The organism is Candidatus Nitrospira bockiana (assembly GCF_965152565.1).
In genome coordinates this window covers 2,685,762-2,712,197 of record NZ_OZ224215.1, presented here as the reverse complement: position 1 = coordinate 2,712,197, position 26,436 = coordinate 2,685,762, and the positions used below count along the sequence as shown (strand labels likewise).

Here is a 26,436-nt window from a genome sequence, read left to right as displayed (position 1 = left end):
GCCGCCTCCGTCAATCGCCTCCCTTGAACACATCCGCGTCGTAGTCGTCGTCATCATCGTCCGCCAGCCCCAATGCGGCGCGGAAGGACCGGTGCAACTCCGCGACCTGTCCTGCGGCCTCGCCGTCCGGCCCCCAGGCGGCCAGGTAGCGCTCGCACAATCGCACCCCGGTCTCGCAATGCTGCGGGATCGTCTCCTCGGTCAGTTGCTGCCACGTGATGAAGATCAAAAACTCCTGCAGGGGACGCACGGACGGGTGGCGGTCGCCGATGGCGTGGAGGCGATGGAACGCCGCCGACGCGTGCGGGCCCGCGGTCGAGGAGAAGACCGCCTCGGCGTCGAGGACCGATTCGAGGTCCGCGCCCAGCTCGTGTTCGTGTTGAAGGCGCCGTAAGGCCCGCTGTGCGGCGATCGACGGATCGAAGGTCATGGCCGACTCCGGAGGCCCAGCATACCCATCGGACTCCGACCGGTCAATCAACACGGCGGCGTGATCGATCGGACGGCGTTTACTTTCCGGGACGCGCCTCGGTAGACTGGGCGCATGGCGGACACTACTGCGGCCGGCACGTCTGCGGCCGAGACCGACGCGCGCGTGCTGCAAGCGATCGGGTACCATCAGCAGACCAAGCACCACTTTTTTCGATACGCCCGTTCCCGCGGGTATCTCGACTGGGCCAATCAGCCGAATCCATTTCGGCGGTATGCCGGCGCTCCGGAGCATCGGTTGCCGATCCTGCGCGTGAACCAAGAGCCTCGTCCGCCGCGGTACGACGCTCTGTATCAGGCGGGAACGGTTCCCGCGCAGGCGCTCACGCTCCACTCGCTGTCGCGGCTGTTCGCCTATGCACTGGCCATTACCGCCTGGAAGGAGGCCGGCGGCGTGCGGTGGGCGCTCAGGAGCAACCCGTCGAGCGGGAACCTCCATCCGACGGAAGGCTACCTGCTGATCGATCGTCTTCCCGGATTGGCCGACCACCCGGCCTTGTACCACTATGCGCCGCAACACCATCTCCTCGAGCGTCGCGCCGACTGGGCTCCCGAATCGTTCCGGCGGCTGATGCACGCCTTTCCGCCGCAGGCGTTCCTCGTGGGTCTGACCTCCATCCACTGGCGCGAGTCCTGGAAATACGGGGAGCGGGCCTACCGCTATTGCCAGCACGACGCGGGCCATGCCGTCGGCGCGCTTCGGATCGCCGCGCAGGCGCTTGGATGGCACATGATCCTGCTGGAGGATCTGGCCGACGGCGAGATCAGCCTCTTGCTGGGCCTGGACCGTGACGGCGATTATCACGAGGCCGAGCGGGAGCAGCCGGACTGCCTGGCGGTCGTGTGTCCGGAGCATGAAGACGAGCGCGTGCTTCCGCTCGGCCTGCCTCACGACGACGTCCGCCACCTCCAGGCTGGGCGTTGGTATGGGACGGCCAATCGGTTGAGCCGTGGAGAGCCGGATCCTTGGGACATCATCGACGTCGTCACGCAGGCCTGTGAGAAGCCGCCGACCGGCCCGACCACCTGCCGGTTGGGTGGGGCTCTTCCCCCCGCTCCGGTCGCAGGACTTCATCGGCCGGTCTCGGCCGGCGAGATCATCCGGCAGCGGCGGAGCGCGCTGGCGTTCGACGGAAAGACATCCGTTCCGGCCCCGACGTTCTTCGCAATGCTGACGCGGGTGATGCCCCATGCCGACCGCCCGCTGTGCCGACGGCCGATGCCGTGGGACGGCATGCCATGGGAGCCGGCGATCCATCTCGGTCTGTTCGTGCACCGGGTCGACGGGATCCCTCCGGGCTTGTACTGTCTCGTCCGTGCCCCCTCGGCCGGGCCGGAGCTGCGGGAGGCGATGCACGGCGAGTTTCTGTGGGAACGGCCGCCCGGCTGCCCCTCCGACTTGCCGCTCTTCCTCTTGCAGGACGGCGATGCGAGGGACCTCGCAACGCAGGTGAGCTGTCATCAGGACATCGCCGGACAGAGCTGCTTTTCCTTGGGAATGATCGCCGACTTCGAACGAACGCTCCAGCAAACGGGCGCATGGTTTTACCGCCGGCTGTTTTGGGAGACCGGGGTGATCGGCCAGGTCCTCTACCTCGAGGCCGAGGCGGCCGGCCTCCGTGCGACCGGCATCGGGTGCTTCTTTGACGACCCGGTCCATCAAGTCTTTGGCCTCCAGGACCTACGCTATCAGTCCTTGTATCACTTCACGATCGGCGGGCACGTCGAGGATCCGCGCTTGACCACCTTGCCGGCGTATGAGGAAGAGGTTGAGTCCGTTAGGTCCGTTTCGTCGGTTTAGTCCGTTGAATTCAACGACTGAACGGAACTAACGGACCGAACGGACCTAACCGACCCAACGGGGCTCCACATGTACAAAATCAAAAAGAAGCCGACCAAATCCGACAAGGCGCCGGTCCTGTACAACATCATCGAGGACTATACCGAGTTCGACCCGCCGGGGAACGTGACCGTTTGTGCCATGACCGAGCGCGAAGACCTCCCGGGGCACGCGCGAGTCTTGGCGGAAAGCTATGAGATCCCCGTCGAGACCATGACGCGGTTGTTGACCGAGGGCGGTGTGTATGTCTATCCGCAAACCGGCCTCCTCGTGACGCAAGGTCTCTTTGCCTGCCGCATCGATCCCACGGGCGCGGCGCCCAAGCAGACCTGGATGCTCGACGTCATGCAGTATGCGGAAGCCGAACAGCTCGTGCGCTCCTATGGGCTGTCGCTGGAAGACGCGAGCGCGCGGGTGTTCCATCGGACGCTCCCGCCGGAGCTGAAGGAACGGTTGGCACAGAAGAACCTGGGCTTGGACGACAGCACGTTGGAGCGCGCCGTCGCCAAGGGCGGGGACATCACCTACATCGACTTCCGGAAAGATTGGTCACCGCACTTCAAACGGTTGTGCATCATGCCGGACGGGCGGTTGGTGGAAACCGGAGGGCTCGGCGAGTTTGCCGCGCTGCACGGGGTGTCGATCAGCGAGGCGAAGCGACTGGTGGAACACGGCGGCATCCTCGAGGTCGGTGAGGGTGAGGTCTTGGCCTGTCAGATCGTCAATGCCCAGCCGACCGTGGCGCGGTTCAATCGGCGGCAGTACGACAAGGCCAAAGAGATTGCGGCAGCCAAACAGATCCACATCATGGACGCCCTCAGCGAAGTCGGACTGGCCGATCCGGCCATGATGCGAGCGCTCAAGCGGCTCGAGCAACGGATCCCCTGACGTTCCTGCCACACTTCGGCCGGGACCGTACAAAATCGTGCAGGACCCCTCCGGCCACCCACCGGCGCGCCACGGCAATTTCCCGCATGCTTCCGCCCGGTTCCTCTCGCCGTTTCCCTTTCGACGCCGGGCACACAATTTGCCCATTAAGTGCGTGATGCATCCGGCATCGAGCAACAAGAAGACTTCGAGCATCGGCGTGATCGCCGGGCTGGTGGCGCTCAGCGGGGCCTTCATCGTGCTCGGGGTGTCAAACCCGGCACTGCCCGACTACGAGGCCCAGGTCTTGACCGAGGCGGCCAAGCACCGGCAGAGCCCCTCCGATGCCATGCTCGCATCCGTCCTCCAGTCGATCTCGCTCCCGCGCGGTCAGGAAGGGCCGAACACGGCCACCCCGGTCTCGCTGCTCGCGAACCGGACCAAGCGCGCCAATTACGTCGTGTTCTCCGTCTACACGACCGAATACGATTATTGCGAGAGCAGCACGCGGGCGGTGGGTCGGTCGCTGGGGATTGCCGGGAAGTTCTACACGCTGGAAAAGGGAGAGTGCCCGAGCCAGAGCTAGATCGAGATCCGGGCTTCTATCGATCGCCCCCGGAGACCACCGACGGCTTCGTCACCGGTCCCGCCGCCAGCCTCGCCTGAATCGCCTCTTCCCATTCGATCTGCTTTTCTCGGTTCAAGCCGTGATTCGTTTCGGAATCGTACTGCACGTTCAGGCGCGTGGCCACCGAATTGAGCAGCATGAGCATCGCCTGGGGGTCCCCGCCGTTCGCCAGCGAGAGGTTCGCTTCCCGCGCTAATAAGCAACTGATCGTGAAATGCAACTGCTCATGGCGGAGGAGCCGGGCCGAGAACCGCGACAAAAACGGGTTCCACGCGTAGGCGAAGTCCGAGCGGACCCACGACAGTCTCGGATCGAACTCCGCCAGGATCCGCGCCGATGGACCCTGGATCAAGCGGAAGCGCACCGCCGTTTCCGCCGCACGCCGGCCGCGCACCCCTTTCGGGGTAAAGTCCTCCCAGGTCAGCAGTCGATCGGGAATGCAGGTCGGATGTTCCGGAGGATCGGCGACCCAGTGCATCGTCGACGTGCATCCGCTCAGAGCCCAGAAGCAGATTGCCAGGACGGTCAGTCTCTGCGCCCCGTTCACCTCACCACCCGGCAGCGCCGCAGCCAGGGCCGCGATCACCCCTCCCGCTGTTTCACCTCAGGACATCTTTCCATCCGACAGTAAGCAGATTGTAAGCCGCATCCGGGTGGGACTCAACCGTGCCCTTGACCGGAATGCGCTAACTCGCTAGGCTACCATCACTTTTTCGCCAACCAGAAGGAACTGCGCGATGCAAGAGGAGAGGGTGGGTGTACTCGTCGTCGACGATGAGCCGGAAATGCGCTCGCTGGTACAGGAGGTTCTTCAGGAGCACGGGTACAGCGTCGAGGTCGCGGAAAGCGGCCGTGAGGCGCTCAAACGCCTGAGTGAACAAGGCTACGGCGTCGTCGTCACCGATCTGCGTATGAAGGAAATGCAGGGCATCGAGTTGCTCTCCGAGATCAAGCGCTCCTATCCGGACGTCAATGTCATCCTCATGACCGCATTCGGGTCGGTGGAGACGGCGATCGAGGCGATGAAACAGGGGGCCTACGACTACCTCACCAAACCGGTCAAGAACGAGGAGTTGGTGCTCGTCACTGAGCGTGCCGCCAGGGATGCCGCGCTGCGCCGCGAGGTCGGGCGCCTGCGCCGGGAAGTCCTCAAGGAGTACAGCTTTCATCAGATCCTGGGCAAGAGCAAGGCGATGCGGGATCTCTTCGATCTCATCCGGCGCGTGGCCGACAGCCCGACGAACGTGTTGATCACCGGCGAGAGCGGCACGGGCAAGGAGTTGGTGGCCAAGGCCATCCATTACAACAGTGATCGGCGGGACGCGCCGTTCGTCCCCGTGAACTGCGCGGCGATCCCCGAGGCTTTGCTCGAGAGCGAGCTGTTCGGCCACGTCCGAGGCGCGTTCACGGATGCGAAGGCCGACAAGCGCGGATTGTTCGAAGAGGCGCACAAGGGCACCCTGTTCCTGGACGAAATCAGTGAATTGCCCCTCATGCTGCAGGCGAAACTGCTGCGCGCGATCCAGGAGCACGAGATCCGCCGGGTGGGGGCCACGCGGCCGGTCTCGGTGGACGTCCGGATCATCGCCGCGACCAACCTGAATCTCACGGAGGAGGTCAAGGGGAAGCGGTTCCGTGAGGATCTGTACTACCGCCTCAACGTCATCGAGATCCGGCTGCCGCCGCTCCGCGAGCGCAAGGAGGACATCCCCTTACTGGTCGAGGCGTTTTTGCGCCGCTGCGCGGAAGCGGGCCGGAAACCGGTGCAGGGCATTTCGGAGCCGGCCCTGGCGCTCTTGATCGACTACCAGTGGCCGGGCAACGTCCGTGAGCTGGAGAACGTGATCGAGCGGGCCGTCACGCTCACCCGCGGCGAGAAGATCGTGCCCGAGGACCTTCCCACCGCGGTCCAAGGAGCGCGCGGCGAGCGCCGCGTCATCGATGACGCGGCGGAACGCACCCTCCCCCTCGCCGATGTCGAGAAGGAGTACATCTTGCGCATCTTGGAGAAGACGGGCGGCAACAAGTATCAGGCGGCCCACGTCCTCGGTATCGATCGTAAGACGCTGTATCGGAAGCTGGCCGAGATCGAAGGCAAAGGAGCCGAGTAGTGGGGGTGTCGATCGCTCGAGAAGCCTTTCCAAGGCTCGTGGGCCGGGTCGCCGGATATGCGATGGTCATCGTCGATCCGGAAGGCCGTATCGCGACCTGGAACCTCGGGGCGGAGCGCATGACGGGCTACACGGAGACGGAAATCCTCGGGCAGCCGATCGCCCGGCTCTACCCGGACGAAGACATCGCGACCGGCAAGCCCGATCGCGTCCTGCGGGCAGCCGAGCGCGAGGGGCGCTTCGAAGAGGAGGGCTGGCGGATTCGCAAGGACGGCAGCCGATTCTGGGCGGACGTCGCGGTGACGCCGATCCGTGAAGACGACGGGACTCTGCTCGGGTATCTGAAGATCACGAAAGATCTCAGCGAGCGTTACCGTGCGGAGGAGCGTCTGCGACTCACCGTCGAAGCGTCGCCGAGCGGGATGGTGATGGTCGATCAGCGCGGGACGATCCTTCTGGTCAATCACCAACTCGAGCAACAGTTCGGCTACGAGCGGGAAGAACTGATCGGACAATCCATCGAAGTCCTCGTGCCCGCGAAGTTCCAGTCCTCGCATCCGACCGACCGCAGCCGGTATGTTCATTCCCCGAGCGCCAGGCCGATGGGACACGGGCGCGACCTGTACGGCGTCCGCAAAGACGGCAGCGAATTCCCGGTCGAGATCGGGCTCAATCCCGTTCGAACGACGGAAGGGCTCTTGGTGCTGGCCTCGGTCGTCGACATCACCGAGCGAAAACGGGCGGAAGAAGCGCTGCGTGAAAGCGAACGGGTCCACAAGACGTTGCTCTCGAATCTGAGCGGGATGGCCTACCGCTGCCGCAACGACAAGGACCGGACGATGGAGTTGGTGAGCGATGGATGCCTCCAGCTCACCGGGTACCACCCGGCTGAGCTCGTCACCGGTCGATCGCGCTCGTTCGGCGACCTGATCCACCCCGAAGACCGCCAGACGGTCTGGGAGTCCTTTCAGAAGAGCCTGGTCGAGAAGCGGCCCTTCAGCATGGAATATCGGATCGTGGCCGCCGATGGAAGCACGAAATGGGTCTGGGATCAGGCCCAGGGCGTATTCTCGCCATCGGGCGAGCTGCTGGCGGTGGAGGGCTTCATCACCGACGTGACGGAACGGCGGCAGGCGGAAGCGGCGCTGAAGCTCAGCGAGGCCCGCTTCAAGGCCTTCATGGACAACAGCCCCGCCGTCGCGTTTCTGAAGGACGAGCAGGGGCGTTATCTCTATGTGAACCGCCCGTTCGAGTTGCGGTTCAAGAAATCCGAACAGGATTGGCGAGGCAAGACGGACGATGAGCTGTGGCCGCCGGAAACCGCGGCACAGTTTCGACGGAACGACCGTGAAGCGCTGGAGGCCACGGATCCCATCGAAGGGATCGAGGCGGTCGCCGGTCCCGACGGCGAGGTCCAACATTGGCTGGTGTTGAAGTTCCCGGTGCCGGATGCGTCCGGAGGACGATACTTGGGCGGGGTGGCGGTCGAAGTCACGGAGCGCAAGCGGCTCGAGGAACAGCTCCGGCGGACGGAACGCCTGGCCGAATTGGGGACGCTCGCTTCCGGCATGGCGCACGAAATCGGGACCCCTATGAACGTGATCCTGGGGCGCGCCGAACATTTGATGCAGCGGGCCGCCGATGAACGCACGAAGAAGGGGCTCGAAATCATCATCACCCAGGTCGAACGCATCACCAAGATCATGAACCAACTCCTGACGTTTGCGCGCCGGCGTCCGACCGACCGGCGTCCGGCCGATCTGCGCCAGATCATCGCCGACACGCTTGAAGTGGTTCACGAACGCACCAGCCGCCATCGGATCCGGATCGAAACCCGGTATCAGGAGCCGCTGCCTCTGGCGTCGGTCGACCCGGACCAGATGAGCCAGGTCCTCCTCAATCTCATCATCAACGCAATCCACGCGATGCCGAACGGCGGCATCTTGACCCTCGGTTTGGCGCGCCATGACCGGAGCTTGACGTTGACGGTGGCGGACACCGGGCACGGGATTCCCCAGGCGGACCTCGGCAGGATCTTCAACCCCTTTTTCACGACCAAAGAAGTCGGGAAAGGCACGGGCCTTGGCCTGACCGTCGTACACGGGATCGTCCAGGAACACGGGGGCTCGATCGAGGTCGCGAGCGAGGAAGGGCGGGGGACGACGTTCACGATCACGCTGCCGATCGACGGTGCGTCGTGACTCCCGGGCCAATGGCCCAGCCGTCCGTCTACAGACTAACGGACATAACGGACCCAACGGACCTAACCTAACCAACTGACGTAACGCCCCTGTAGCGTATCGCGCCAGGTCTCTCCCGCCCAATGTGGTGTTAGGCTGCACTCCCGGCCCTCCCGGAGTCCCTGCCGATGGGGACAAGGGGGAAAAATGGGCCGAAACGACACCACCGCTCAGGCACGGGCTTTGCTGTTACTGCAGGCAACGATCTTAGGTAACGATCTATGGAATATATGGAAACTTCCCAGACCGACAAGAGGAGTATCGTGACACCCAATCCCGCTCTCGTATTGCTCGTGGTGGAGGATGATCACGCGATGCGCAGTCTGCTGTGCGATGAGCTGTGGGACATGGGATATCGGATCGTCGAAGCGGCCGATGGCGACGAAGCGCTGCAACGATTGGACGACCTCACGCCCGATCTGATCCTCACCGACCTCCGGATGCCGGCCGGCGGGCTGGATTACGTCGCTCGACTTCGGACCTTGTCGCCGTCTTCCCCGATCATCCTCATGACCGCGTTCGGCGACGCAATCACGAAGGCCGAGGCCCTTCGGCAGGGGGTGTCGGCGTACTTCGACAAGCCGGTGCGGATCTCCGAGCTCAAGAGCGCCATCCGCCATATCTTGGCAGGACGTGACGGGCCCCCCGGCGCGGCCCATGCCTGAGCCGCCCGTCGTCGCACAGAGAGTCGAGATGAGAGAGATGGCCGGATCTCCATCAGTCCCTCCTCCCAGGTCGATCAAGGACCCGATCCTTGCCGCACGGATCGAAGCCCTGCAGCTGCTCGCCGCACAGATCTCGGAACACGTCATGGTCTTGGGTCCGGACCTGACGATTCTGTACGCGAACCAGGCGGTCTGGAAATCGGCGCCTCACCGGGCGGGTGATGGAGAGCCGAAATGCTATGAGACGTTTTCAAGCGACCCCGAAGCGTGCCGCACCTGCCCGGCGACGGAGGTCTTCCAAACCGAGACCATCCGGTCGGCTTCATCCGATGAGGAGGCGAGAGCCTGCGGGATTCATCAAGCGCTGCCGCTGCAAGCCAGCGAAGGCCGGACGCAATCGGTCCTCGTGTTGCTGAAGCCCTTGTCTCTGCCTCGGAATGGCGCACCCGGATCCGCGGCGACGGCCGATCAGGTCGGAAGCGACCGGCTGGGGGAGCTCATCGGGCGCAGCGTTGCCATGCGGCGGCTGTTCGAGATGCTTCGCCTCGTCGCCGACAGTCAGGCGACCGTGCTCGTGCAGGGCGAGAGCGGGACCGGCAAGGAGTTGGTGGCCAAGACCGTGCACCGCTTGAGCCCGCGACGTGACCGGCCCTTCATCGTCGTCGATTGCGGGGCGCTGCCGGAGACGCTGCTGGAAAGCGAGCTGTTCGGCCACGTCAAAGGTGCGTTCACCGGGGCGATCGCCGGCAAGGAAGGCCTGTTCGAAGCGGCGAACGGCGGCACGCTCTTCCTCGATGAGATTGCCGACACCTCCCCGCAGTTCCAAGCCAAGCTGTTGCGCGTGCTTCAGGAGGGGGAGGTGAAGCCGGTCGGCAGCACGCGGTCGGTCAAGGTGGATGTCCGAGTCATTTCGGCGACCAACAAGGATCTCTTCGACCTGGTGAAGGCCCGCGCCTTTCGCGAAGATCTCTATTATCGGCTGGCCGTCCTCCCCATCGCCTTGCCGGCGCTGCGGGAACGGGCGGATGATATTCCGTTGCTGGTTCGACACTTCGTCGAGTCCGCCTGCATCCGCCATCGTCGGCCGCTCAAGGAGGTGACGGACGAGGCGCTCCATCGCTTGATGGAAGCCCCCTGGCCGGGCAATATCCGCCAACTGCAGCATGTCGTCGAGCGGGCCATCGTGACCTCCACCGAGCCGCGCCTGACGGCGGCCGATTTTTTCGGCGCCTCGGTCTCGGACGTCGCCGAAACCGACCTCCCGAGCATCACCAGACAGGCCGTGCGGTCGGCCGAGCGGGCTCGCATCCTCGAAGCCTTGCGCCATGCAGACGGGAACCGCGTCAAGGCGGCCCGCTTACTGAACATCAGCCGCGCCAGCCTCTATAACAAGCTCAAAGCCTACGGCATCGAACCGAGCAGCTTCTAGCTCCCGTTGGTGCCCGCTCCCCTTGACCTTCTTCTGACCGGTGCGTTCGGTCTCGGACTACAGCATACGAATCAGGAGCCGATTGCCGGCCGCGGCCGCGCCTTTTACAAGAAGAACAAAGGACGGGTCTGTCGATACGTCAACAGGAGGCACCATGGGAATGCCAGGAGTTCCAGCAGAAGGGTTGAAAACGGTCGGACAAATCACCCCGACGAACGGCGTCCGGTTCCGCTCTGATCAGGAGGCAGCCGATATCGCCACCGAATTGGTTCGGGAGCGGACGACGGGAGCGCCGGTGGTGGATGCCCAAGGACGCATCGTCGGGTTCATCAGCGAGATCGATCTACTCCGTGCGGCGAGAGGCGGGTGCGACCTGCGCAAGCTCCGGGCCGAAGACATCATGACGCGTTGCCCGATCTCCGTCAGCGAGCACACGACCATCTCGGAGGCCATCGATATCATGGACGCCTGTCATCTCTTGAACCTGCCGGTCCAACGAGAGGGCCAGGTGAGCTATTCGGTCACACGCCACGATCTGCTCCGGGCCACGATCGGCTTTGGCTCCGACATGGAGGCGTTCGGTCACAGCTAACCGCACGACGCGACTCCCCCGCGGGCTCGCGCTCCAGGGTGCGAGCCCGCGCGTCTTCTCGGCCACCCTTCGCCTGAGCCTGCTTCATCACCTCACGTGCATCACCTTCTTGTCGTTGCTTTCCGCTCGTGAGAAGCCTGCCCCCTCCCGCCACAGTTCCGATCTCGGCTGTCTAAGTTGTTAGACAGCGCTAAGGGCCTGATTTCTCAGATCCTCTTGCCAGGTCTCCACCGCTGCTGTCCAACCCTGTGGAACTTTGCCTGTCCCCGCATGATGCGCTCTTCCGCCTCAAGACACCAGAAGTGGCCGTCGTGCTGCCGCTTTTCCTCGTTCCACGGTTGATGATCCCCGGCGGCACGCATGTTGCGGAGTCCACTGCAAGCCGGTGAAGGGTTGGGTACATAGGACCGGCCTCCGTATGACCCGCCCGACGAAAGAAGGGAACGCCCTTCACCGGCCCCTTCCTCAAGAGGAAGTGATGAGTGATGAACGGTGAGTGATGAATGAAAGGCACATTCAGCGTCCGCCACTCGTCAACGACATGCAATTCTTCGAGGCCGTCACGACACTCAGAGGATCGAGGAACTGAACTTCATTCAGTTCATCGTTCATCACTCATCATTCATCATTGGTTCACAGAAAGGAGGCCATCTGATGAGTAGTAGGCGTTCACAAGACAGACGCGTGGCCACGCCCGTGGCCAGGGGTCTGCAAGCCGCGGTGCTGGCGGGCAGCCTGGCTGCCTGGCCGGTTCTGGCGGCGGGGCCCGGCGATCAGTCCCACCAGGGGCATGCCACGCCGACCTCGATGCCGGGTTGGACTCAGGCATTGAAGGGACAGACGGTGGTGGAAGAGGCCCTGGAGGGACGGGCCGGCCGCTCCGAACAAGTCGAGCTTCAGCACCATCGGCTCATGCGCCAGATGGAGCAGCAGATGTCGAGCCAGGCGCAATCCCAATGGACATCGGGCGGCTACAACGGCATGTCGATGATGCACCAATACATGGGACAGGACGGGTCGAGCTTCCTGCTCATGTCCGACAACAAGGCCGAGCCGGTGTCGCTCTCGGGCGGCAAGTGCCCGGCCGCCGTGCCGACGAAGCACTACGACGTGTCGATGATCAACGTCGAGATCACCTTGAACCGGTGGCAGGACTACTACCCCGGGTACATGTACGTCTTGACGGAGCACATCGACAAGGTTCGAGCCGAGGAGGCGAAGAACAAGGCGGCGCGCGAGAAGGAGTGGGATCCAGGCGCGGTGAGCACGGGGTTGCAGGGCGACATGATCCAGCCCCTGGTCATCCGCGGCAATCAGGGCGATTGCATCAAGATCACGCTCCGCAATCGGATGCAGGATGAGGCGGGCAGCCTGCACATCCAGGCCTCCAGCATGGTCGTGAGCGCGAGCGGCAAGGCGGCGACGACCACCAACCCCGATTCGATCGTCGAGCCGGGGAAGAGCGTCGAATTGGAGTGGTACCTGCATCCCGGCATCCAGGAGGGGGTGCGGCAGTTCCACTCATACAGCAACGACCGTGAGCTGACGGTGCTCGGGTTGTTCGGCGCGTTCGTCGTCGAGCCCAAAGGGTCCAAGTACTTGGAGCCGCTGGGAACCGGCGCGGCGACGGAGGCCAAGAGCGGATGGCAGGTCATGATCGACAACGGGTCGGGACCCGACTTCCGCGAGCACGTGATCTTCTATCACGAGATCGGTGACGAAGCCTTCCGGCCCTTGAACAAGAAGGGCGACTTCCTTCCGCAGCGCGATCCGCTGACCGATGCCTACCGTCCGGGCGGCCGGGCGTTGAACTATCGCAGCGAGCCGTTCGGGATCGACGAGATGCACCTGCAGCACGAATACTTCGGGTTCGAGGATGAGTCGTTGGCCTACAGCGCCTATACGTTCGGCGATCCGCCGACGACGATCCCGCGCGCCTACCTGGGCGATCCCGTCAAGTGGCGGATCGTACACGGCGGCTCCGAAGTGTTCCATTCCCACCACCCCCACGGCGGATCGATCCGCTGGCCGCGCAGCCCGCGCGCCGTGGATCAGGAGCTGTGGGCGACGGCGAAGGACGGCCCGGTGAAATATCCGGTCGTCCGCACGAAGACGGACCGCGTGGACGTCGAAGTGATCGGACCGTCGGAAGCCCTCGATCTGGAGAACGAGTGCGGATCGGGGCTCTGCCAGCAGTTGGCGGGCGACTTCCTGTTCCACTGCCACGTCGCGCACCACTACGTGGCCGGCATGTGGGGCTACGGCCGCACGTACAACACGCTGCAGGTCGGCCAGTCTCACACCGACACGATGCCGGATCTCCGGGAGCTGCCGGATCGGGCGGGCCGGATGAAGGTCGGCGTGACGTCCGATCAACTGGTCGGGAAGACCGTCGATTGGTTCGGGAAGACCTTCAAGATCGTGGACAAGAACCAGAAGACCGATTGGAAAGCGGGCATCGTCACCATCAAGGACTGGGTCGAGATGCAGGTGCCGACCATGGGCAAGCCCGGTCACAAGGACGATGAGCGCGGCCAGATCCTGGCCTACGACGCCACCGTGTGGGACTGGAAATGGGACGGGAATCGGGCGCTGGGCGAGCGTGAAAGCACCGCCCAGAATCCGAAGTACCCGGCGGCCGCCAAGTGGGACGACAGCACCCGGCCGGCGATTCTCTTCGAGCCGAAGACCGGAAAAGTCTCCTTCCCGCTCGTGAAGCCGCACTTCGGCAAGCGCATCATGTTCCCGCCGAACCACAACGGCGCACCGTGGCTGGAGCAGATCCACCAGGATGCGAACGGCGAGCGGACGGCGGAACCGGCGCAACCCGGCGAGCAGGGGCGTTGGAGCCTCTGTCCGGAGAACGCCAACCGCAAGTTCTACAACCTGCACTTCATTCGGCTGCCGATCACCCTGTCGAAGCCGCAGGGGAAGGAGCCCGCGATCACCGACAAGGATGGCTTGATCTACGTCATCCACGAGGAAGAGCGGGCGATCCGGGCCAATGACGATCTCAAGTATCCCGCGGTCATCCGGGCGAACGTGTATGACTGCGTGGACGTGCTCCTGACCAGCGAGTGGGATGACGACGACTACACCAACTTCCAGTCGTCAAAGATCAACATCCATCCCCACTTCATGCAGTTCGACAACCAGGCGTCGGACGGCGTCATCAGCGGGCTCTCCTACGAGCAGTCCATGCGGCCGTTCACGATGCTGGAGAAGAAGGGCAAGCACGGCTTGCCGGCGCCGATGAACACGGTGTTGACCGAGGCGGCCAAGAAGGGCGCCAAGTCCATCACGGTGAAGAACGCGGCGCAGTTCCACCTCAACACGGAGCTCCTCGTCGGCGCGGATTGCCTGCAGCCGAGCAAGGATGACTCCAGCGCCATCAAGCGCGACGTCTCCTGCTCGGAGGTGGCGCGGATCAAGGAGATCAAGGGCAATACGATCACCTTCTCTCAGCCCTTGAAGTACGATCACCCGAAGAACGACATCGCCACGGTCGAGTTCGTGCGGTACCGGTGGTGGGTCGATTCGGATCTCGGGACGGTCTTCTGGCACGACCACGCCTTCGGCGCCACCACCTGGCCGCACGGCGGGTTCGGCAGCGTGATCATCGAGCCCTACGGCTCGACCTACCACGATCCGAAGACCGGCAAGACGGTCTACAGCGGCCCGATCGCCGACATCCATACGACGGAACCGATCGGATACGGCGTGAACGGCAGCTTCCGTGAATTGATGGTGTCCATCCACGACACGGTGCCCCATACCGTGAACACGGTGGAGGCGGGGAATCCGCCCGGACAGCCCATCGAAGTGGCGCTCGAGGCCGGGAAGACGGTGTCGTTCGCGATGCCGGAGAAGATCTTGGCGGCGCCGAACAAGTACATCAACGGCGGGACGCATACGACGGGGAGCGGCTTGAATTTCCGCGCCGAGCCCTTTGCCCAGCGTCTGGCCAACAATCCGGATACCTCCAAGCTGTTCAGCAGCGCGATCCACGGAGATCCCGATACGCCGCTCCTCCGCGCGTACGTCGGGGACACCGTGGTGTTCCGCCTGCTGCATCAGCTCATGAACGAGTCGCACGTCTGGACCATCGCCGGCCATACCTTCCTCACCGAGCGGTATGCCGGGGACGCCAATCGGAAGAACTCGATCCACGTCGGGATCGCCGAGCGGTATGACCTGGTCACCAAGGCGGGCGGCTTCCAAGGCATGCCGGGAGACTACATCCACTTCAACGGCCGAAGCTCCCACTTCGCCGAAGGGGGATGGGGCATCTTCCGCGTGTTGGACAAGCCGGTGGCGGATCTGAAGCCGCTGCCGTCGGGAACGAAGTCCGAGGAAATCCCGGCGGTGTCGAAGTCCGTGTGTCCGGCCGATGCCCCGGTGAAGACGTTCAACGTAGTGGCGTTGGACCGCCCGTTGAACCTGAATCCGAAGGCCCCGGACGCGATCGAGGTGGACTTCGAGCGCAAGATCGAAATGCGCGTGCCGGAAGGCAAGATCTTCGCGCTCGAGGATGAAGTGACCAAGGTGGCCGGAAGCGTGATGCCGAACCCGCTCACGCTCCGCGTCAACCTCGGCGACTGCGTCAAGGTCAACCTCAAGAACAAGATGAAGGACAGCCGGGCGTCGTTCTTCGCGCCGGGCTTGGCCTTCGATCCGAAGGACAGTCTGGGCCTGAACGTCGGGAACAATCCCGGCGACCAGACCATCGCCTCGGGTGAAGCGCGGACCTACACCTACTACGCGCACCCTGAGAACAAGGAGACGACGTCGTTGGTGTGGGACGGCGGCAACATCGTGACGAATCCGCGCAACGGCTTGTTCGGCGCGGTCATCGTCGGACCTCGCGGGTCGCTGTATCGCGATCCGGTGACCGGCGAAGACCTGTCGCAGAAGAATGCCTGGCGTGCGGACGTGATCATCGATCGCAGCCTGCCGGAGAACGCGGGCAAGGTGAACTACCGGGACGTCGCCCTCTTCTTCCAGGATGAGGACAACATCATCGGGACGGCGTTCATGCCCTATGTGCAGAACGTCGCCGGGCTCACCGCCGTGAACTACCGCGCGGAACCGTACAAGTTCCGTGAAGAGCAGGGCTGCTCGCTCGGCAAGATCTTCCAGCCGTGCGCGGTGGACAAGCCCGAAGATCCCGTGACGCCGACCATCGAGGCGCACGCGGGTGATCCGGTCCGGATCCATGTGATCGGGGCGAACAGCGAGCAGAACGGCATGTTCTCGGTCGAAGGCCACGAGTGGCCGATCGAACCATACATGCCGGGTGCCGACATGATCAGCGTCGTGGAGTACGCGGGTTCGGAAACCTTGGACGTCTTCCTCCGCGGCGGAGCGGGCGGTCCGTTCCGTCAGGTGGGTGACTTCCTCTGGTCGAACCAGCGGCTGCCCTACACGCAGTCCGGGCAGTGGGGCTACTTCCGAGTGCTGCCGGCCGGCGATCAGCGGATCCTCCCGCTGTCGCAAGACGGGGTCGGTGGGAAGCGCGCGGAAGGTCAGCCGCAGCCGGAAGTGAAAGCGCGGCCGACGGCGCTGAAGTAAGGGAGGCCTTGGGGTGAGGAAGGGTGGGCGGCAACACCTCCGTGCCCATCCTTTCCACCCGGGCGCCGATCGATAGGGCACAGAGAGAGAAGAAGAGGGATCGTGAAAGAAGAGGCAGCGTCGGCTTGGAAAGCGGCGCTGCCTCGCTGTCATATGGGCAGTCGATGGTCCATGAGCGATTGAGCGACCGAGTGATTGGTTGATTCCTTCATTACTTACTTACTCAATTACTCAGTTACTCACGTGCTGATACGCGAACAGAGGAGGCCGGGGGATGGATACGAAGCGAATGTGGCGGATACTGATGGTCGGGCTGCTGGCGATCGCCGCGATAAGCGAGCCGGTTCACGCGTATGAGGAAACGACGGTCACGGATGGCGGCGCGCTGACCGGCACGATTACGTTGACCGGCGCGGTCCCGAAGCCCAAGGGGTACAACCTGGTCACGTTTCCCGATCCCGTGTATTGCGGCCGGATTTCCGACGGCAAGGGCTGGCGGTTGCTGCAGTCCTTTCAAGTTGGCGCGCAGCAGGCCTTTCAGGGGGTGGTGGTCCTGATCGAGAGCGTGGAGAAAGGCAAGCCGTTCACGTTTCAGACGCCGCGGATCGAGGCGATCGATTGCATGTTCAAGCCGTTCATCACCGTGGTTCGCGACCGGATGCCGGTCGAGGTCGTGAACATGGACCCGGTCATGCACGACATTCAAGCCTATGAGACGTCGGAATTGGGCCCGCGTGTCCTGTTCAACGTCCCGTTGCCGATGAACCCGCTGCATCCCCGCGAGATGAGTCAGGCTGCCCAATATCACAAGCACTTGCCGGGCGAGCCGGTGCGACAGACCGTGAAGATGACGAAAGGCCGGCGCGGCTTCGTCATGCAGTGCGGGTTCCATGCGTACATGGAAAGCTGGGGGTTGGCCGTGGAGAACCCCTACTTCGCGGTGACGGACGAATCCGGCCGTTTCGAGATCGGCGAGATTCCACCCGGCACCTATACGGTCACCGTGTGGCATCCCCGGATCGGCGAACGGGAACAGATGGTGACGATCGAGCCGAACGGCCGCGCCACCCTGAACGTCACGCTCGAAGCCCCCACCGGCCGGCTCTATGCGAACGAGGCGGTGGACAATCCTCGATTTGGGCTGGGGATCATGGGGAGTGTGCAGATCGTGCCGACGCTGGAAAAGCAGAGTTATTGAGACTGCTGAAAATGGCCTGCCGCTTCGTTCTCAGTCGGTCGTCTCCCTGCGACGTAGCGCAAGGCTACGCCTCGGTCGCCGACCGCCCTGCGGCCTCGCTGCAGGACCATTTTGAGCAGTCTCTTCCGTAGAGCGGACCCTTTGAGACTAGAACTTGTACTTGCTTGTGTGCTCACTTTTTGCACATCGCTCGCTTTTGCCGACCACGAGCGAGTGGTCCGCGCGCCGTGGTCGCCGCAGTTCGAGGCGGAGCGGCTGGCGGCGTTGCCGGGGCCGGAGGGCGTGGCGACGGTTCCGGCGGGCTGGTTCGTGATGGGGAGCGACCCGCGCATCGACGTCGACGCCGGCCCGCAGGAGACGCCGCAGCGCTGGGTGTACCTGGATGAGTTCACGATCGACCGCTATGAGGTCACGAACGTCCAGTATCTCCGGTACGTCCTCGCCACCGGGGCGGCGTGGCCGCCCTATTGGAAGGAGGCACCGTTCCCCGAAAAGACGGCCCTGCATCCCGTGATCGGGGTGAGTTGGGCAGAGGCGGACGCCTACTGTCGATGGGTCGGCAAGCGACTTCCGACCGAAGCGGAATGGGAAAAGGCTGCACGCGGGACGGACGCGCGGATCTTTCCCTGGGGCAATCAACCGGCCGGGTGGGGACGCAGCAATATCGCCCATCCGGGGTCCAAGCGCGGGCTCAAGTATCCGCCGCTCGCGAACGTCGATCGGTACGACCGCGGGCGCAGCGTGTACGGCGTATACCAGATGGCCGGGAACGTCGCCGAATGGGTCTCGGACTGGTTCGATCCCGAGTACTACCAGTACGGCACGAGCTACAACCCCGACGGGCCGCCGGTCGGCGAGCTCAAGGTCTTCCGCGGCGGCTCGTGGAACGAGGACCCGGAAGTCGCCCGGTCGGCCGGCCGCGGGGCGCGGACCGTCGATCACCGTTCGTATTTGATCGGATTTCGATGCGCGGTATCAACTCGTGCAGAGTGATGAATGATGATAGGGGACACGGAGTAAGGAGATGAATGTAGAGCAATGAGTGATGGAGTAAGAGATCTTAGCGTGAGGCGACGAGCGCGGCTGCTCCTCCATTCATCATTCATCACTCATCACTCTGCATTCATCGCTTCTTGAAGAAGGAGGCCACGATGGGCGAACCGAACAGAGCGTGGAGATCCCTCAATCGAATGATCGACATTCTGCTCATTGGAGCGGCGGCGGTGGCCATGGCGACGGCCGCATGGGGCCTCGATGTGGCGGATGTGATCACCGCCCAGTGGACGCCGGAGGGGAAGAAGCTGGCGATGGAGCGCGCCCAGATGCCGGCCAAGGACGCCATGGTGCTCGTACCCGCAGGGCCCTTCCTGATGGGCAGCTCGAAGCGGGTCGATCGCAACGCCTACGTCACCGAGTTCCCTCAACGCTCGGTCTACTTGGACGCGTTCGAAATCGACAAATACGAGGTGAGCGCGCTCCAGTACCTGAAGTTCGTGCTCGCCACCGATCGGCCGCCCTTGGTTGATTGGCGCTATGACGGCGGCAACTTCCAGGAGTCCATGGCCCATCATCCGGTCATGCACGTCTCCTGGTACGACGCCGACGCCTATTGCCGGTGGGCCGGCAAGCGCTTGCCGACCGAGGCGGAGTGGGAGAAAGCGGCGCGCGGGGAGGACGGCCGCGTCAATCCCTGGGGCAACCAACCGGCCGGGCTGACCCGCGCCAACTTCGGCCGGACCGGCCTCTCGGGTCCGGTGCGGGATCGTCCCGAGCGTCTGATGCTCTACCCGCCGATCATCGCGGTGGACAAGTACGAGAACGCCGTGAGCCCGTACGGCGTGCATCAGATGATCGGGAACGTCGCGGAGTGGGTTGCGGATTGGTACGACAAGGACTACTACAGCGTGGCGCCGGAGCGAAATCCCAAGGGGCCGGCAACCGGGACGCAACGGGCCTTTCGCGGCGGCGGATGGATGGACAGCACGACCACCATGCGCGCGGCGATGAGGAACGGGGCCGATCCCGACACGAAGATCAACTGGTTGGGATTCCGCTGTGCCAAGGACCTGCCCGCCGAGGCCCAGCCCTCCGGCGCGCAGGTGTCTCGAAGGCAGCCTGAGTGAGATGCGGCTCGTCGTCCGGATACCGGAGCAGTCCTGCCAAACCTATCCGGACGCCGCATGCGTCGCCAGGCTGGCGCCCAATGCCCGGCTGGAGGGGGAGGGCGACCAGCGCGCGCTGGTCGCGACGTTCGACCGCCTCCCGGAAGACCTCGATCTCGCCGTTCGTCTGATCGCCGAGGTCGTGCCGGTCCCCGATGTCTGGATCAGCATCAATGCCAGGCGCGTCGTCAGCCCGACGCGGTTCTGGAGCGCGCTGATTTGCTACCGTGACAGCTTGGACGAGCCGGATGCGCGGACGTATTGCGCCCAGAAATCGGCCCAGTGCAGCGACGCCGCCGGATGCCCGAACCGAACATGCCTGTCCCCCTGCCAGTTCATCTGCACGCGCTGTTTGAGCATTGTCCATGAACGAGGCAGCCCGCCGCTGGCGGCGCAACTGGAAGCGATCGCCGTACAGGCGGAGGTCGAATGGTGCCCGAACCTGACCGTCGCGAGAGACGAGACACCTCTGTGAGCGCAGACGACGACCAAGGCCGGTCCACAGGCGAATGCCTGGAGCAATTCACTCTTCATCTCTTTGTGGAGGGGTATGATGTGTCATGGACAAGGCCTCGGCACTGCCAGACTCTGGTTGGCTCTCATCGTCTTGGTTGCGGGTAGCATGATTCCACCGGCGTTCGCTTCGGCGAATGGCGAACCGGAAAAGACCGGCAACCTCGTCTTCTTCCGAGGAGGCTGGGCCGGGCTGACGAGCAATCGGGGAGGTGAAGTCTTCACGGATGTCGGCGGGGCCTCGGGGCTCAACGACGGCAGCTCCGGCTACTATGTCGGCGGCGGCTTGGACCTCATGCTGTCCAAGAACCTCTGGGGTATGATAGACAAGATCGCCGCGCTGGGCGAAATCGGCGTGGAGTTCAAGCGGTTTAGCTCGGAACGGGTCACGAGCCCCGCGAGCGCCCTGGCGCTCACGGGCCCGGCCAAAACTCAGATCACCATGCTGACGGTCGACATCGCTCCGAAGATCAAGTTCATGCAGGGTTCCGACTTCCAGCCGTGGATCATCCCCGTGGGACTCGATTTTCACGTCATCAGCCCGCCCTCGAACCAGACGACCTACCTGGATATCGGGGTTCAGTTCGGCGCCGGCGCCGAGTATCGGGTATGGAAGGAGTTGAAGCTGGGCGTGGACGGACGCTACCACCTGGCCTCCAACCAGACCAATACCGTGAACAACTACGGCACCGTCGGCGCCTACCTCGGCATCGGGTTTTGAGGATTCTGTGGCTTGGCCCTCGCTCGGAGGCGAGGGCCAAGCGCGCGCTCGGGAAAAGGCGCGTCCCGGCGCGCCGGGGCAGGCGGGTGAAATAGCCGACGACCCCGCAGAGCTTCTCGAAGACGGATGAGTCCCTTCGCTTGGCTTTCACGCCATCCCTCTTTCTTCACACCTACGGCCTCGCATCTGCCCACGCCTCCTTCATCTCGCATCTCGCCACGCAGCATGATGCGGACAGGCTCTTAGTACCGTCCTTGCTTTAGCCGATGAATCTTTTTCGGCTTTCTTGTCTCTCTGGGTCTAGACATAATGGAGGACAACCATGAAGCTCGAGGCATGGTTACGTGTCATTGCAGGTGTCTTCGTGCTCGTCGCGGTGTTTCTTGGAGCCACCGTGCATCCGTACTGGAACTATGTTGCGGCGTTCGTTGCGGTCAACCTGATCCAGTCAGGGTTTACCGGTTGGTGTCCGATGATGGCGCTCTTGCGAAAGCTCGGGGTGGAGGAATAACAGCTGATTGCTGATTGCTGATGGCTGATAGCTGTATTAACAAGGAGAGTCTTGAGGTTCTTGAGCATCCTCATCGTACTGTCGCTGGCCGGTTGTAGTCGCGGCGAAGAGACACCCCCTGCCGTTCTACCGGCTGCGTCGCCTGCGACGATTCAGGCGGCTGTGACTCCGGTGACCTTGGCAACAATGCCGATCACGGTCGAGGTGACCGGTCAAGTCACGGCGGTCTCCCACGCGACGCTGTCCAGCAAAGTCCAGGGCACAATCGAAGAAATCCGTGTTCGAGAAGGGGCGGAGGTTTCGAAGGATCAAGTCTTGGTCGTGCTCGACAGTCGCGACTTGCGGGCCAATGTGGCCAGAGCGGAGGCCGACGTTGAGAACCGGCGTGCCCATCTCGCCAGGATTCAAGAGCTGTTTCGACGGGAATCGGCCTCGAAGCAGGACTTGGACGATGCGACGCGTGCGTACAAGGTCGCCGAGGCGGAGCGTCGGTCCGCGGCGGCGCAACTGAGGTATACGGTCATCAAGGCGCCGTTCAACGGCGTCGTGACGGAAAAAAAGGCCGAGATCGGGGAATTGACGACGCCGGGTCGCCCGCTGCTGCGGCTAGAAGATCCGAATCGCCTTCGGATCGAAGCCACGGTCGCCGAGAGCGACTTGAAAGCGGTATCGCACGGGGATCGGATTCCCGTCGTCATTGATGCGTTGGGCGGCAGCGCACTGAGTGGAACAGTGGCCCAGATCATTCCGGCCGGCGATCCGCAGACCCACACGTTTTTGGTCAAGGTCGATGTGCCGAAGGCGCCCGGTTTGAAAAGCGGCATGTTCGGGCGTCTGCTGCTCGTCAAGGGCAGCAGTGAGACGTTGGTTGTGCCCGCGTCTGCCGTCATGGAGCGGGGTCCGTTAACCGGTGTGTTCGCAGTTGGGGAGGACCACATCGCTCGGCTGCGCTGGGTGAAGGTGGGGCGGCGGTTCGACAACCAAGTCGAAGTGCTGGCGGGGGCCAATGCCGGAGAAAACGTGCTCCTCCAGGCGGCGAAAGGGCTTGACGGCGCCTCGGTGGAAACGATGGAGGCGGTCGCGGCGCCGGCACCCGTTACACGTTGATCGTGGATCGTTAATCGTGAAGCCCCGACGATGTATGAAGAAGGGATACCGATTCACGGGCCTTCCGCCGATTCACGAACAACGATGAACGATGCACGACCAACCATGAGACTCGCCGGCCGCATTGCCGCTCAATTCATCACCAGCAAATTGACGCCGTTGATCATGCTGGCGGCGCTTCTGCTCGGGCTGTTCGCGGTGCTTCTCACCCCACGCGAAGAAGAGCCGCAGATCGTCGTCCCGATGGCCGACGTCTGGCTGCCGTTTCCCGGCGCCTCCGCCAAGGTTGTCGAAGAGCAACTCACCCGGCCGATCGAGCGCAAGCTCTCCGAGATCAAGACGGTCGAATACTTGTATTCCATTTCACGGCCGGGCGGCGCTTTGCTCATCGTGCGATTCTACGTCGGGCAGCCGATGGAGCAGAGCCTGGTCGATCTCTACGACAAGCTCATGTCGAATCAAGACCTCTTCCCGCCGGGGACCCTGCCGTTTCTCGTCAAGCCGCGCGATATCAATGACGTCCCGATCGTCACCTTGACGCTGTCGAGCGATCGATACAGCGAGTTTCAGATCCGCCAGCTTGCCGAGCAGGTCTTGGAAGAGGCGAAAAAGATACCCGGCACCTCCGGTGGCTTTATTGTCGGCGGCCGCGAGCGCGAGCTGCGGGTTCAGATCGACCCGGCACGGATGAAGGCCTACGGCGTCACGCCGCTTCAGGTGGCGGGTGTGATTCGACATGAAAACCTCGCGCTGCCGGCGGGGCGCTTTGAAAGCCGCAATCAGAGCTACCTGGTGGAGACCGGTCGATTCATCCGATCCAAGGAAGACTTGGAGTCGCTGGTCGTCGGGGTCCGGGATCAGCGCCCCATCTACTTGCGCCAAGTGGCCGATGTCATCGACGGCCCGGCCGAAACGAGCCATTACGTCTGGTTCGGGCAAGGACCGTCCGTGCAACGTGCGGAACTCAGCACTCCGGAAGACACGGCCGGCTCACCATCTCGCCGGCGCGCCCAAGCGTGGCGTCACTTATTCGTGACGCCGGGCGCCTCAGCACTCAGCACTCCGGACTCCAGGCTCCGCACTCAGCACTCAGGACCGAGCATTCCGGACTCAGCACTCAGCACTCAGCACTCAGGACTAACGGAGTCTCCCGCCGTGACCATTGCGGTGGCCAAGCAGGCCGGCACCAATGCCGTCATGATCGCCCGTCAGGTCCTCGACAAGGTTCATGAGTTGAAGGGTGTTCTGATTCCTTCGGACGTCCATGTGGCCGTGACGCGTGATTATGGGGAGACCGCGAACGAGAAGGCGAACGAACTGCTCTGGCATCTGTTGATCGCCGTTGTGGCGGTCGTCGTCTTCCTCAGCGTGGCCCTGGGGCTCCGCCCCGCGTTCGTGGTGTCCGTTGCCATCCCGCTCACGCTCGCACTCACGCTCTTCACCTCGATGCTGATCGGCTACACGATCAACCGCGTGACGCTGTTCGCACTGATTTTCTCGATCGGCATTCTCGTCGATGACGCGATCGTCGTCGTCGAGAACACCTATCGGCATCTCCTCCTCCGGATTCGCCCCCATCGGGAGGCCTCCATCTACGCGGTCGATGAAGTCGGCAATCCGACGATCTTGGCGACGCTGACCGTCATTGCCGCGCTCTTGCCGATGGCGTTCGTCTCCGGCCTGATGGGTCCCTACATGCGGCCGATCCCGGTGAACGCCTCGATCGCCATGTTCTTCTCGCTCGTGGTCGCGTTCGTGGTGATTCCGTGGTTCTGCCAACAATGTTATCGGGAGCGGCCAGACCAGGGCGCCGCTCCGGAAGACACGGCCGGCTCACCATCTCGCCGGCGCGCCCAGACGTGGCGTCACTTATTCGTGACGCCGGGCGCCTCAGCACTCAGCACTCAGCACTCAACACTTGATGAGCGCGCGGCGTATCGTTTCTACCAGCGGGTCCTCTCACCGCTGCTCTCGCATCCGCTGATCGCGTATGCCTTCCTCGGCGTCGTAGCGCTGCTGCTCGTCGGCTCCATGGTCTTGTTCTATACCCGACACGTCGTGGTCAAGATGCTGCCGTTCGACAATAAGAGCGAGCTAGAGCTCGTGATCGATCTGCCGGAAGGCACGACATTGGAGGAGACCGCACGGGTGGCCCAGGCCCTCACGCGGTACGTGAGGACGGTGCCGGAGGTGGAGCACTATCAAGCGTACGTCGGCACGGCGTCGCCGTTCAACTTCAACGGCCTGGTCCGACATTACTATCTCCGCAATCAGCCGCATGAAGCCGACATTCAGATCAATCTGCTGCCCAAACATCGGCGTTCCGCCCAAAGCCACGAAATTGCGCAGCGGCTGCGGCCCGAGATTCAACGCATCGCAAAGGAATACGGCGCGAACGTCAAAGTCGTAGAGGTCCCGCCGGGGCCGCCGGTCCAGTCCGTGTTGGTCGCCGAGATTTATGGTCCGAACTACCAACGGCAGATGGAGGTGGCGAAGGACGTCCGAGCCCTCTTCGAATCCACACCGGGCGTCGTGGACGTGGACGACTCCATCGAAGCCGATCAGGTGAAGTACGTGTTCACGGTCGACCGTACAAAAGCGGCGTTGGCCGGTCTCTCATCCGATCACATCGTCAAGACGCTTCAGATGGCCGTGGAAGGCGCCAAGGTCGGGCTCGTGCACGTCCCGGAGGAGAAGAGCCCGGTGCAGATCGTCCTTCGGTTGCCGATCGCAGAGCGAACGAACCTCGAGCATTTCGGCGAGCTCGCGATGCCGTCGCCCTCGGGCCCGGTGCCGCTTTCCGAATTGTTGCGGGTCGAGAAGACCACGCAAGAGAAGTCGATCTACCACAAGAACCAAAAGCCGGTGGTCTACGTCGTGGCCGACGTTGGTGGGCCGGGAGCCGAGAAGGCGGAAAGCCCGGTGTACGGCCTGCTCGGTGTGGGCAAGCAACTCGACGCGTATCGGCTGCCGGAGGGCTATACGATGGAGCAATACTACGCCGCCCAACCATGGTCCGAGGAAACGTTATCACTGAAATGGGACGGCGAGTGGCAGATCACCTATGAGACGTTTCGGGACATGGGTATCGCCTTTGCCGTCGCCATGGTCTTGATTTATCTCTTGATCGTGGCCCAGTTCCAATCCTTCCTCACGCCGGTCATCATCATGGCGCCGATCCCGCTCACGTTGATCGGAATCCTGCCCGGCCATTGGCTCACGGGGTCGTATTTCACGGCGACGTCGATGATCGGGTTCATCGCCTTGGCCGGCATCATCGTCCGCAACTCGATTCTGCTCGTCGATTTCATCCAATTGCAGCAGCAGGACGGCATGGCGCTCCGTGAAGCCGTCATTCGCGCGGGAGCGATTCGAACCCGGCCGATCCTCCTGACGGCGGCCGCCCTCATGGTCGGGGCGTTCGTGATCATCCTCGACCCGATCTTTCAAGGATTGGCGGTGTCGCTGCTGTTCGGGGTCGGCGCGGCCACGCTGCTGACGCTCGTCGTGATCCCGGTGCTGTATTACACGCTCGTCGGCGAACGAACCCGCCCGCGACCGCCGGAAGAGAGTGATGAGTGTCGAGTGATGAGTGATGAGTTACGGACGGAAGAGAGCACTGTGCAGAAAGTGATGAATGTTGAGTGATGAATGATGAATTGGGGACAGATGCCTAGAGAATGATGAGTGATGAATAATTGAGGACAGACCCGAGGAATGCCTCCTCTGCCGGGCCTTCCCCTATTCATCACTCATCATTCATCGCTCATCACTACCGATCATCATTCTGCA

The 26,436-nt window shown here is 63.2% G+C and carries 19 protein-coding genes; 17 read left to right on the top strand and 2 right to left on the bottom strand.

The window, feature by feature from the left end; translation table 11 throughout:
• Positions 1-10: 10 nt before the first annotated feature.
• The gene (locus ACWHYV_RS13290; RefSeq protein ID WP_447976974.1) at positions 11-430 is read right to left on the bottom strand and encodes a hypothetical protein; all 420 of its coding nucleotides are present in this window, start codon (positions 428-430) and stop codon (positions 11-13) included.
• A 114-nt stretch (positions 431-544) separates the two neighbouring features.
• Between ACWHYV_RS13290 and ACWHYV_RS13285 the strand changes: the two genes are divergently transcribed.
• The 3 genes from ACWHYV_RS13285 to ACWHYV_RS13275 all read left to right on the top strand — a co-directional run bounded on the left by ACWHYV_RS13285 (position 545) and on the right by ACWHYV_RS13275 (position 3,782).
• Positions 545-2,290, top strand: a complete 1,746-nt coding sequence (locus ACWHYV_RS13285; protein ID WP_447976973.1) for a SagB/ThcOx family dehydrogenase — start codon at positions 545-547, stop codon at positions 2,288-2,290.
• 69 nt (positions 2,291-2,359) lie between these two features.
• Positions 2,360-3,217 (top strand): hypothetical protein, encoded by an 858-nt coding sequence (locus ACWHYV_RS13280; RefSeq protein ID WP_447976972.1) that lies wholly within the window; start codon positions 2,360-2,362, stop codon positions 3,215-3,217.
• A 157-nt stretch (positions 3,218-3,374) separates the two neighbouring features.
• Positions 3,375-3,782: a DUF4359 domain-containing protein gene (locus ACWHYV_RS13275; protein WP_447976971.1), complete on the top strand. Its 408-nt coding sequence runs from the start codon at positions 3,375-3,377 to the stop codon at positions 3,780-3,782.
• 16 nt (positions 3,783-3,798) lie between these two features.
• Here the strand turns inward: ACWHYV_RS13275 and ACWHYV_RS13270 are convergent, their stop codons facing one another.
• Positions 3,799-4,410, bottom strand: a complete 612-nt coding sequence (locus tag ACWHYV_RS13270) for a hypothetical protein (RefSeq protein ID WP_447976970.1) — start codon at positions 4,408-4,410, stop codon at positions 3,799-3,801.
• A 166-nt stretch (positions 4,411-4,576) separates the two neighbouring features.
• Here ACWHYV_RS13270 and ACWHYV_RS13265 point away from each other — a divergent pair, with 166 nt between their 5' ends.
• From ACWHYV_RS13265 to ACWHYV_RS13200, 14 genes are all read left to right on the top strand, one after another.
• Entirely contained in the window at positions 4,577-5,935 is a 1,359-nt protein-coding gene (locus ACWHYV_RS13265) for a sigma-54-dependent transcriptional regulator (RefSeq protein ID WP_447976969.1), read from the top strand.
• Complete coding sequence (locus ACWHYV_RS13260; RefSeq protein ID WP_447976968.1) at positions 5,935-8,136, top strand: PAS domain S-box protein; 2,202 nt, start codon at positions 5,935-5,937, stop codon at positions 8,134-8,136. Before ACWHYV_RS13265 ends, ACWHYV_RS13260 begins: the two co-directional genes overlap by 1 nt.
• Before the next feature lie 302 nt (positions 8,137-8,438).
• Positions 8,439-8,840, top strand: coding sequence for a response regulator (locus tag ACWHYV_RS13255; RefSeq protein WP_447976967.1), 402 nt, complete (start codon positions 8,439-8,441; stop codon positions 8,838-8,840).
• 37 nt (positions 8,841-8,877) lie between these two features.
• Positions 8,878-10,269, top strand: coding sequence for a sigma-54 interaction domain-containing protein (locus tag ACWHYV_RS13250; protein WP_447976966.1), 1,392 nt, complete (start codon positions 8,878-8,880; stop codon positions 10,267-10,269).
• Between the two features lie 154 nt (positions 10,270-10,423).
• On the top strand, positions 10,424-10,861 hold the full coding sequence (locus tag ACWHYV_RS13245) for a CBS domain-containing protein (protein WP_447976965.1): 438 nt from the start codon (positions 10,424-10,426) through the stop codon (positions 10,859-10,861).
• A gap of 654 nt (positions 10,862-11,515) precedes the next feature.
• A complete protein-coding gene (locus ACWHYV_RS13240) occupies positions 11,516-16,432 on the top strand; it encodes a hypothetical protein (RefSeq protein WP_447976964.1) in 4,917 nt (1,638 codons plus the stop codon).
• Between the two features lie 274 nt (positions 16,433-16,706).
• Positions 16,707-17,630 carry a carboxypeptidase-like regulatory domain-containing protein gene (locus tag ACWHYV_RS13235; protein WP_447976963.1) on the top strand — a complete coding sequence of 308 codons (924 nt, stop codon included), beginning with the start codon at positions 16,707-16,709 and terminating at the stop codon, positions 17,628-17,630.
• A gap of 213 nt (positions 17,631-17,843) precedes the next feature.
• A complete protein-coding gene (locus ACWHYV_RS13230) occupies positions 17,844-18,623 on the top strand; it encodes a formylglycine-generating enzyme family protein (protein WP_447976962.1) in 780 nt (259 codons plus the stop codon).
• A 158-nt stretch (positions 18,624-18,781) separates the two neighbouring features.
• Positions 18,782-19,753 carry a formylglycine-generating enzyme family protein gene (locus tag ACWHYV_RS13225; protein ID WP_447976961.1) on the top strand — a complete coding sequence of 324 codons (972 nt, stop codon included), beginning with the start codon at positions 18,782-18,784 and terminating at the stop codon, positions 19,751-19,753.
• A gap of 1 nt (position 19,754) precedes the next feature.
• Positions 19,755-20,267 (top strand): hypothetical protein, encoded by a 513-nt coding sequence (locus tag ACWHYV_RS13220; protein WP_447976960.1) that lies wholly within the window; start codon positions 19,755-19,757, stop codon positions 20,265-20,267.
• A gap of 147 nt (positions 20,268-20,414) precedes the next feature.
• Positions 20,415-21,026 carry a hypothetical protein gene (locus tag ACWHYV_RS13215; protein WP_447976959.1) on the top strand — a complete coding sequence of 204 codons (612 nt, stop codon included), beginning with the start codon at positions 20,415-20,417 and terminating at the stop codon, positions 21,024-21,026.
• 322 nt (positions 21,027-21,348) lie between these two features.
• Entirely contained in the window at positions 21,349-21,537 is a 189-nt protein-coding gene (locus ACWHYV_RS13210) for a YgaP family membrane protein (RefSeq protein ID WP_447976958.1), read from the top strand.
• A 171-nt stretch (positions 21,538-21,708) separates the two neighbouring features.
• Positions 21,709-22,644, top strand: coding sequence for an efflux RND transporter periplasmic adaptor subunit (locus ACWHYV_RS13205; protein ID WP_447976957.1), 936 nt, complete (start codon positions 21,709-21,711; stop codon positions 22,642-22,644).
• A gap of 105 nt (positions 22,645-22,749) precedes the next feature.
• Positions 22,750-26,292, top strand: a complete 3,543-nt coding sequence (locus ACWHYV_RS13200; protein ID WP_447976956.1) for an efflux RND transporter permease subunit — start codon at positions 22,750-22,752, stop codon at positions 26,290-26,292.
• Positions 26,293-26,436 lie beyond the last annotated feature (144 nt).

What these genes read in the sequence shown, in the direction of transcription:
- ACWHYV_RS13225 (WP_447976961.1), top strand. Translation starts at nt 18,782, where the DNA reads ATGGGCGAACCGAACAGAGCGTGGAGATCCCTCAATCGAATGATCGAC.
- ACWHYV_RS13240 (WP_447976964.1), top strand. Translation starts at nt 11,516, where the DNA reads ATGAGTAGTAGGCGTTCACAAGACAGACGCGTGGCCACGCCCGTGGCC.
- ACWHYV_RS13250 (WP_447976966.1), top strand. Translation starts at nt 8,878, where the DNA reads ATGGCCGGATCTCCATCAGTCCCTCCTCCCAGGTCGATCAAGGACCCG.
- ACWHYV_RS13275 (WP_447976971.1), top strand. Translation starts at nt 3,375, where the DNA reads ATGCATCCGGCATCGAGCAACAAGAAGACTTCGAGCATCGGCGTGATC.
- ACWHYV_RS13215 (WP_447976959.1), top strand. Translation starts at nt 20,415, where the DNA reads ATGATTCCACCGGCGTTCGCTTCGGCGAATGGCGAACCGGAAAAGACC.
- ACWHYV_RS13290 (WP_447976974.1), bottom strand. Translation starts at nt 430, where the DNA reads ATGACCTTCGATCCGTCGATCGCCGCACAGCGGGCCTTACGGCGCCTT.
- ACWHYV_RS13210 (WP_447976958.1), top strand. Translation starts at nt 21,349, where the DNA reads ATGAAGCTCGAGGCATGGTTACGTGTCATTGCAGGTGTCTTCGTGCTC.
- ACWHYV_RS13280 (WP_447976972.1), top strand. Translation starts at nt 2,360, where the DNA reads ATGTACAAAATCAAAAAGAAGCCGACCAAATCCGACAAGGCGCCGGTC.
- ACWHYV_RS13200 (WP_447976956.1), top strand. Translation starts at nt 22,750, where the DNA reads ATGAGACTCGCCGGCCGCATTGCCGCTCAATTCATCACCAGCAAATTG.
- ACWHYV_RS13220 (WP_447976960.1), top strand. Translation starts at nt 19,755, where the DNA reads ATGCGGCTCGTCGTCCGGATACCGGAGCAGTCCTGCCAAACCTATCCG.
- ACWHYV_RS13285 (WP_447976973.1), top strand. Translation starts at nt 545, where the DNA reads ATGGCGGACACTACTGCGGCCGGCACGTCTGCGGCCGAGACCGACGCG.
- ACWHYV_RS13245 (WP_447976965.1), top strand. Translation starts at nt 10,424, where the DNA reads ATGGGAATGCCAGGAGTTCCAGCAGAAGGGTTGAAAACGGTCGGACAA.
- ACWHYV_RS13235 (WP_447976963.1), top strand. Translation starts at nt 16,707, where the DNA reads ATGGATACGAAGCGAATGTGGCGGATACTGATGGTCGGGCTGCTGGCG.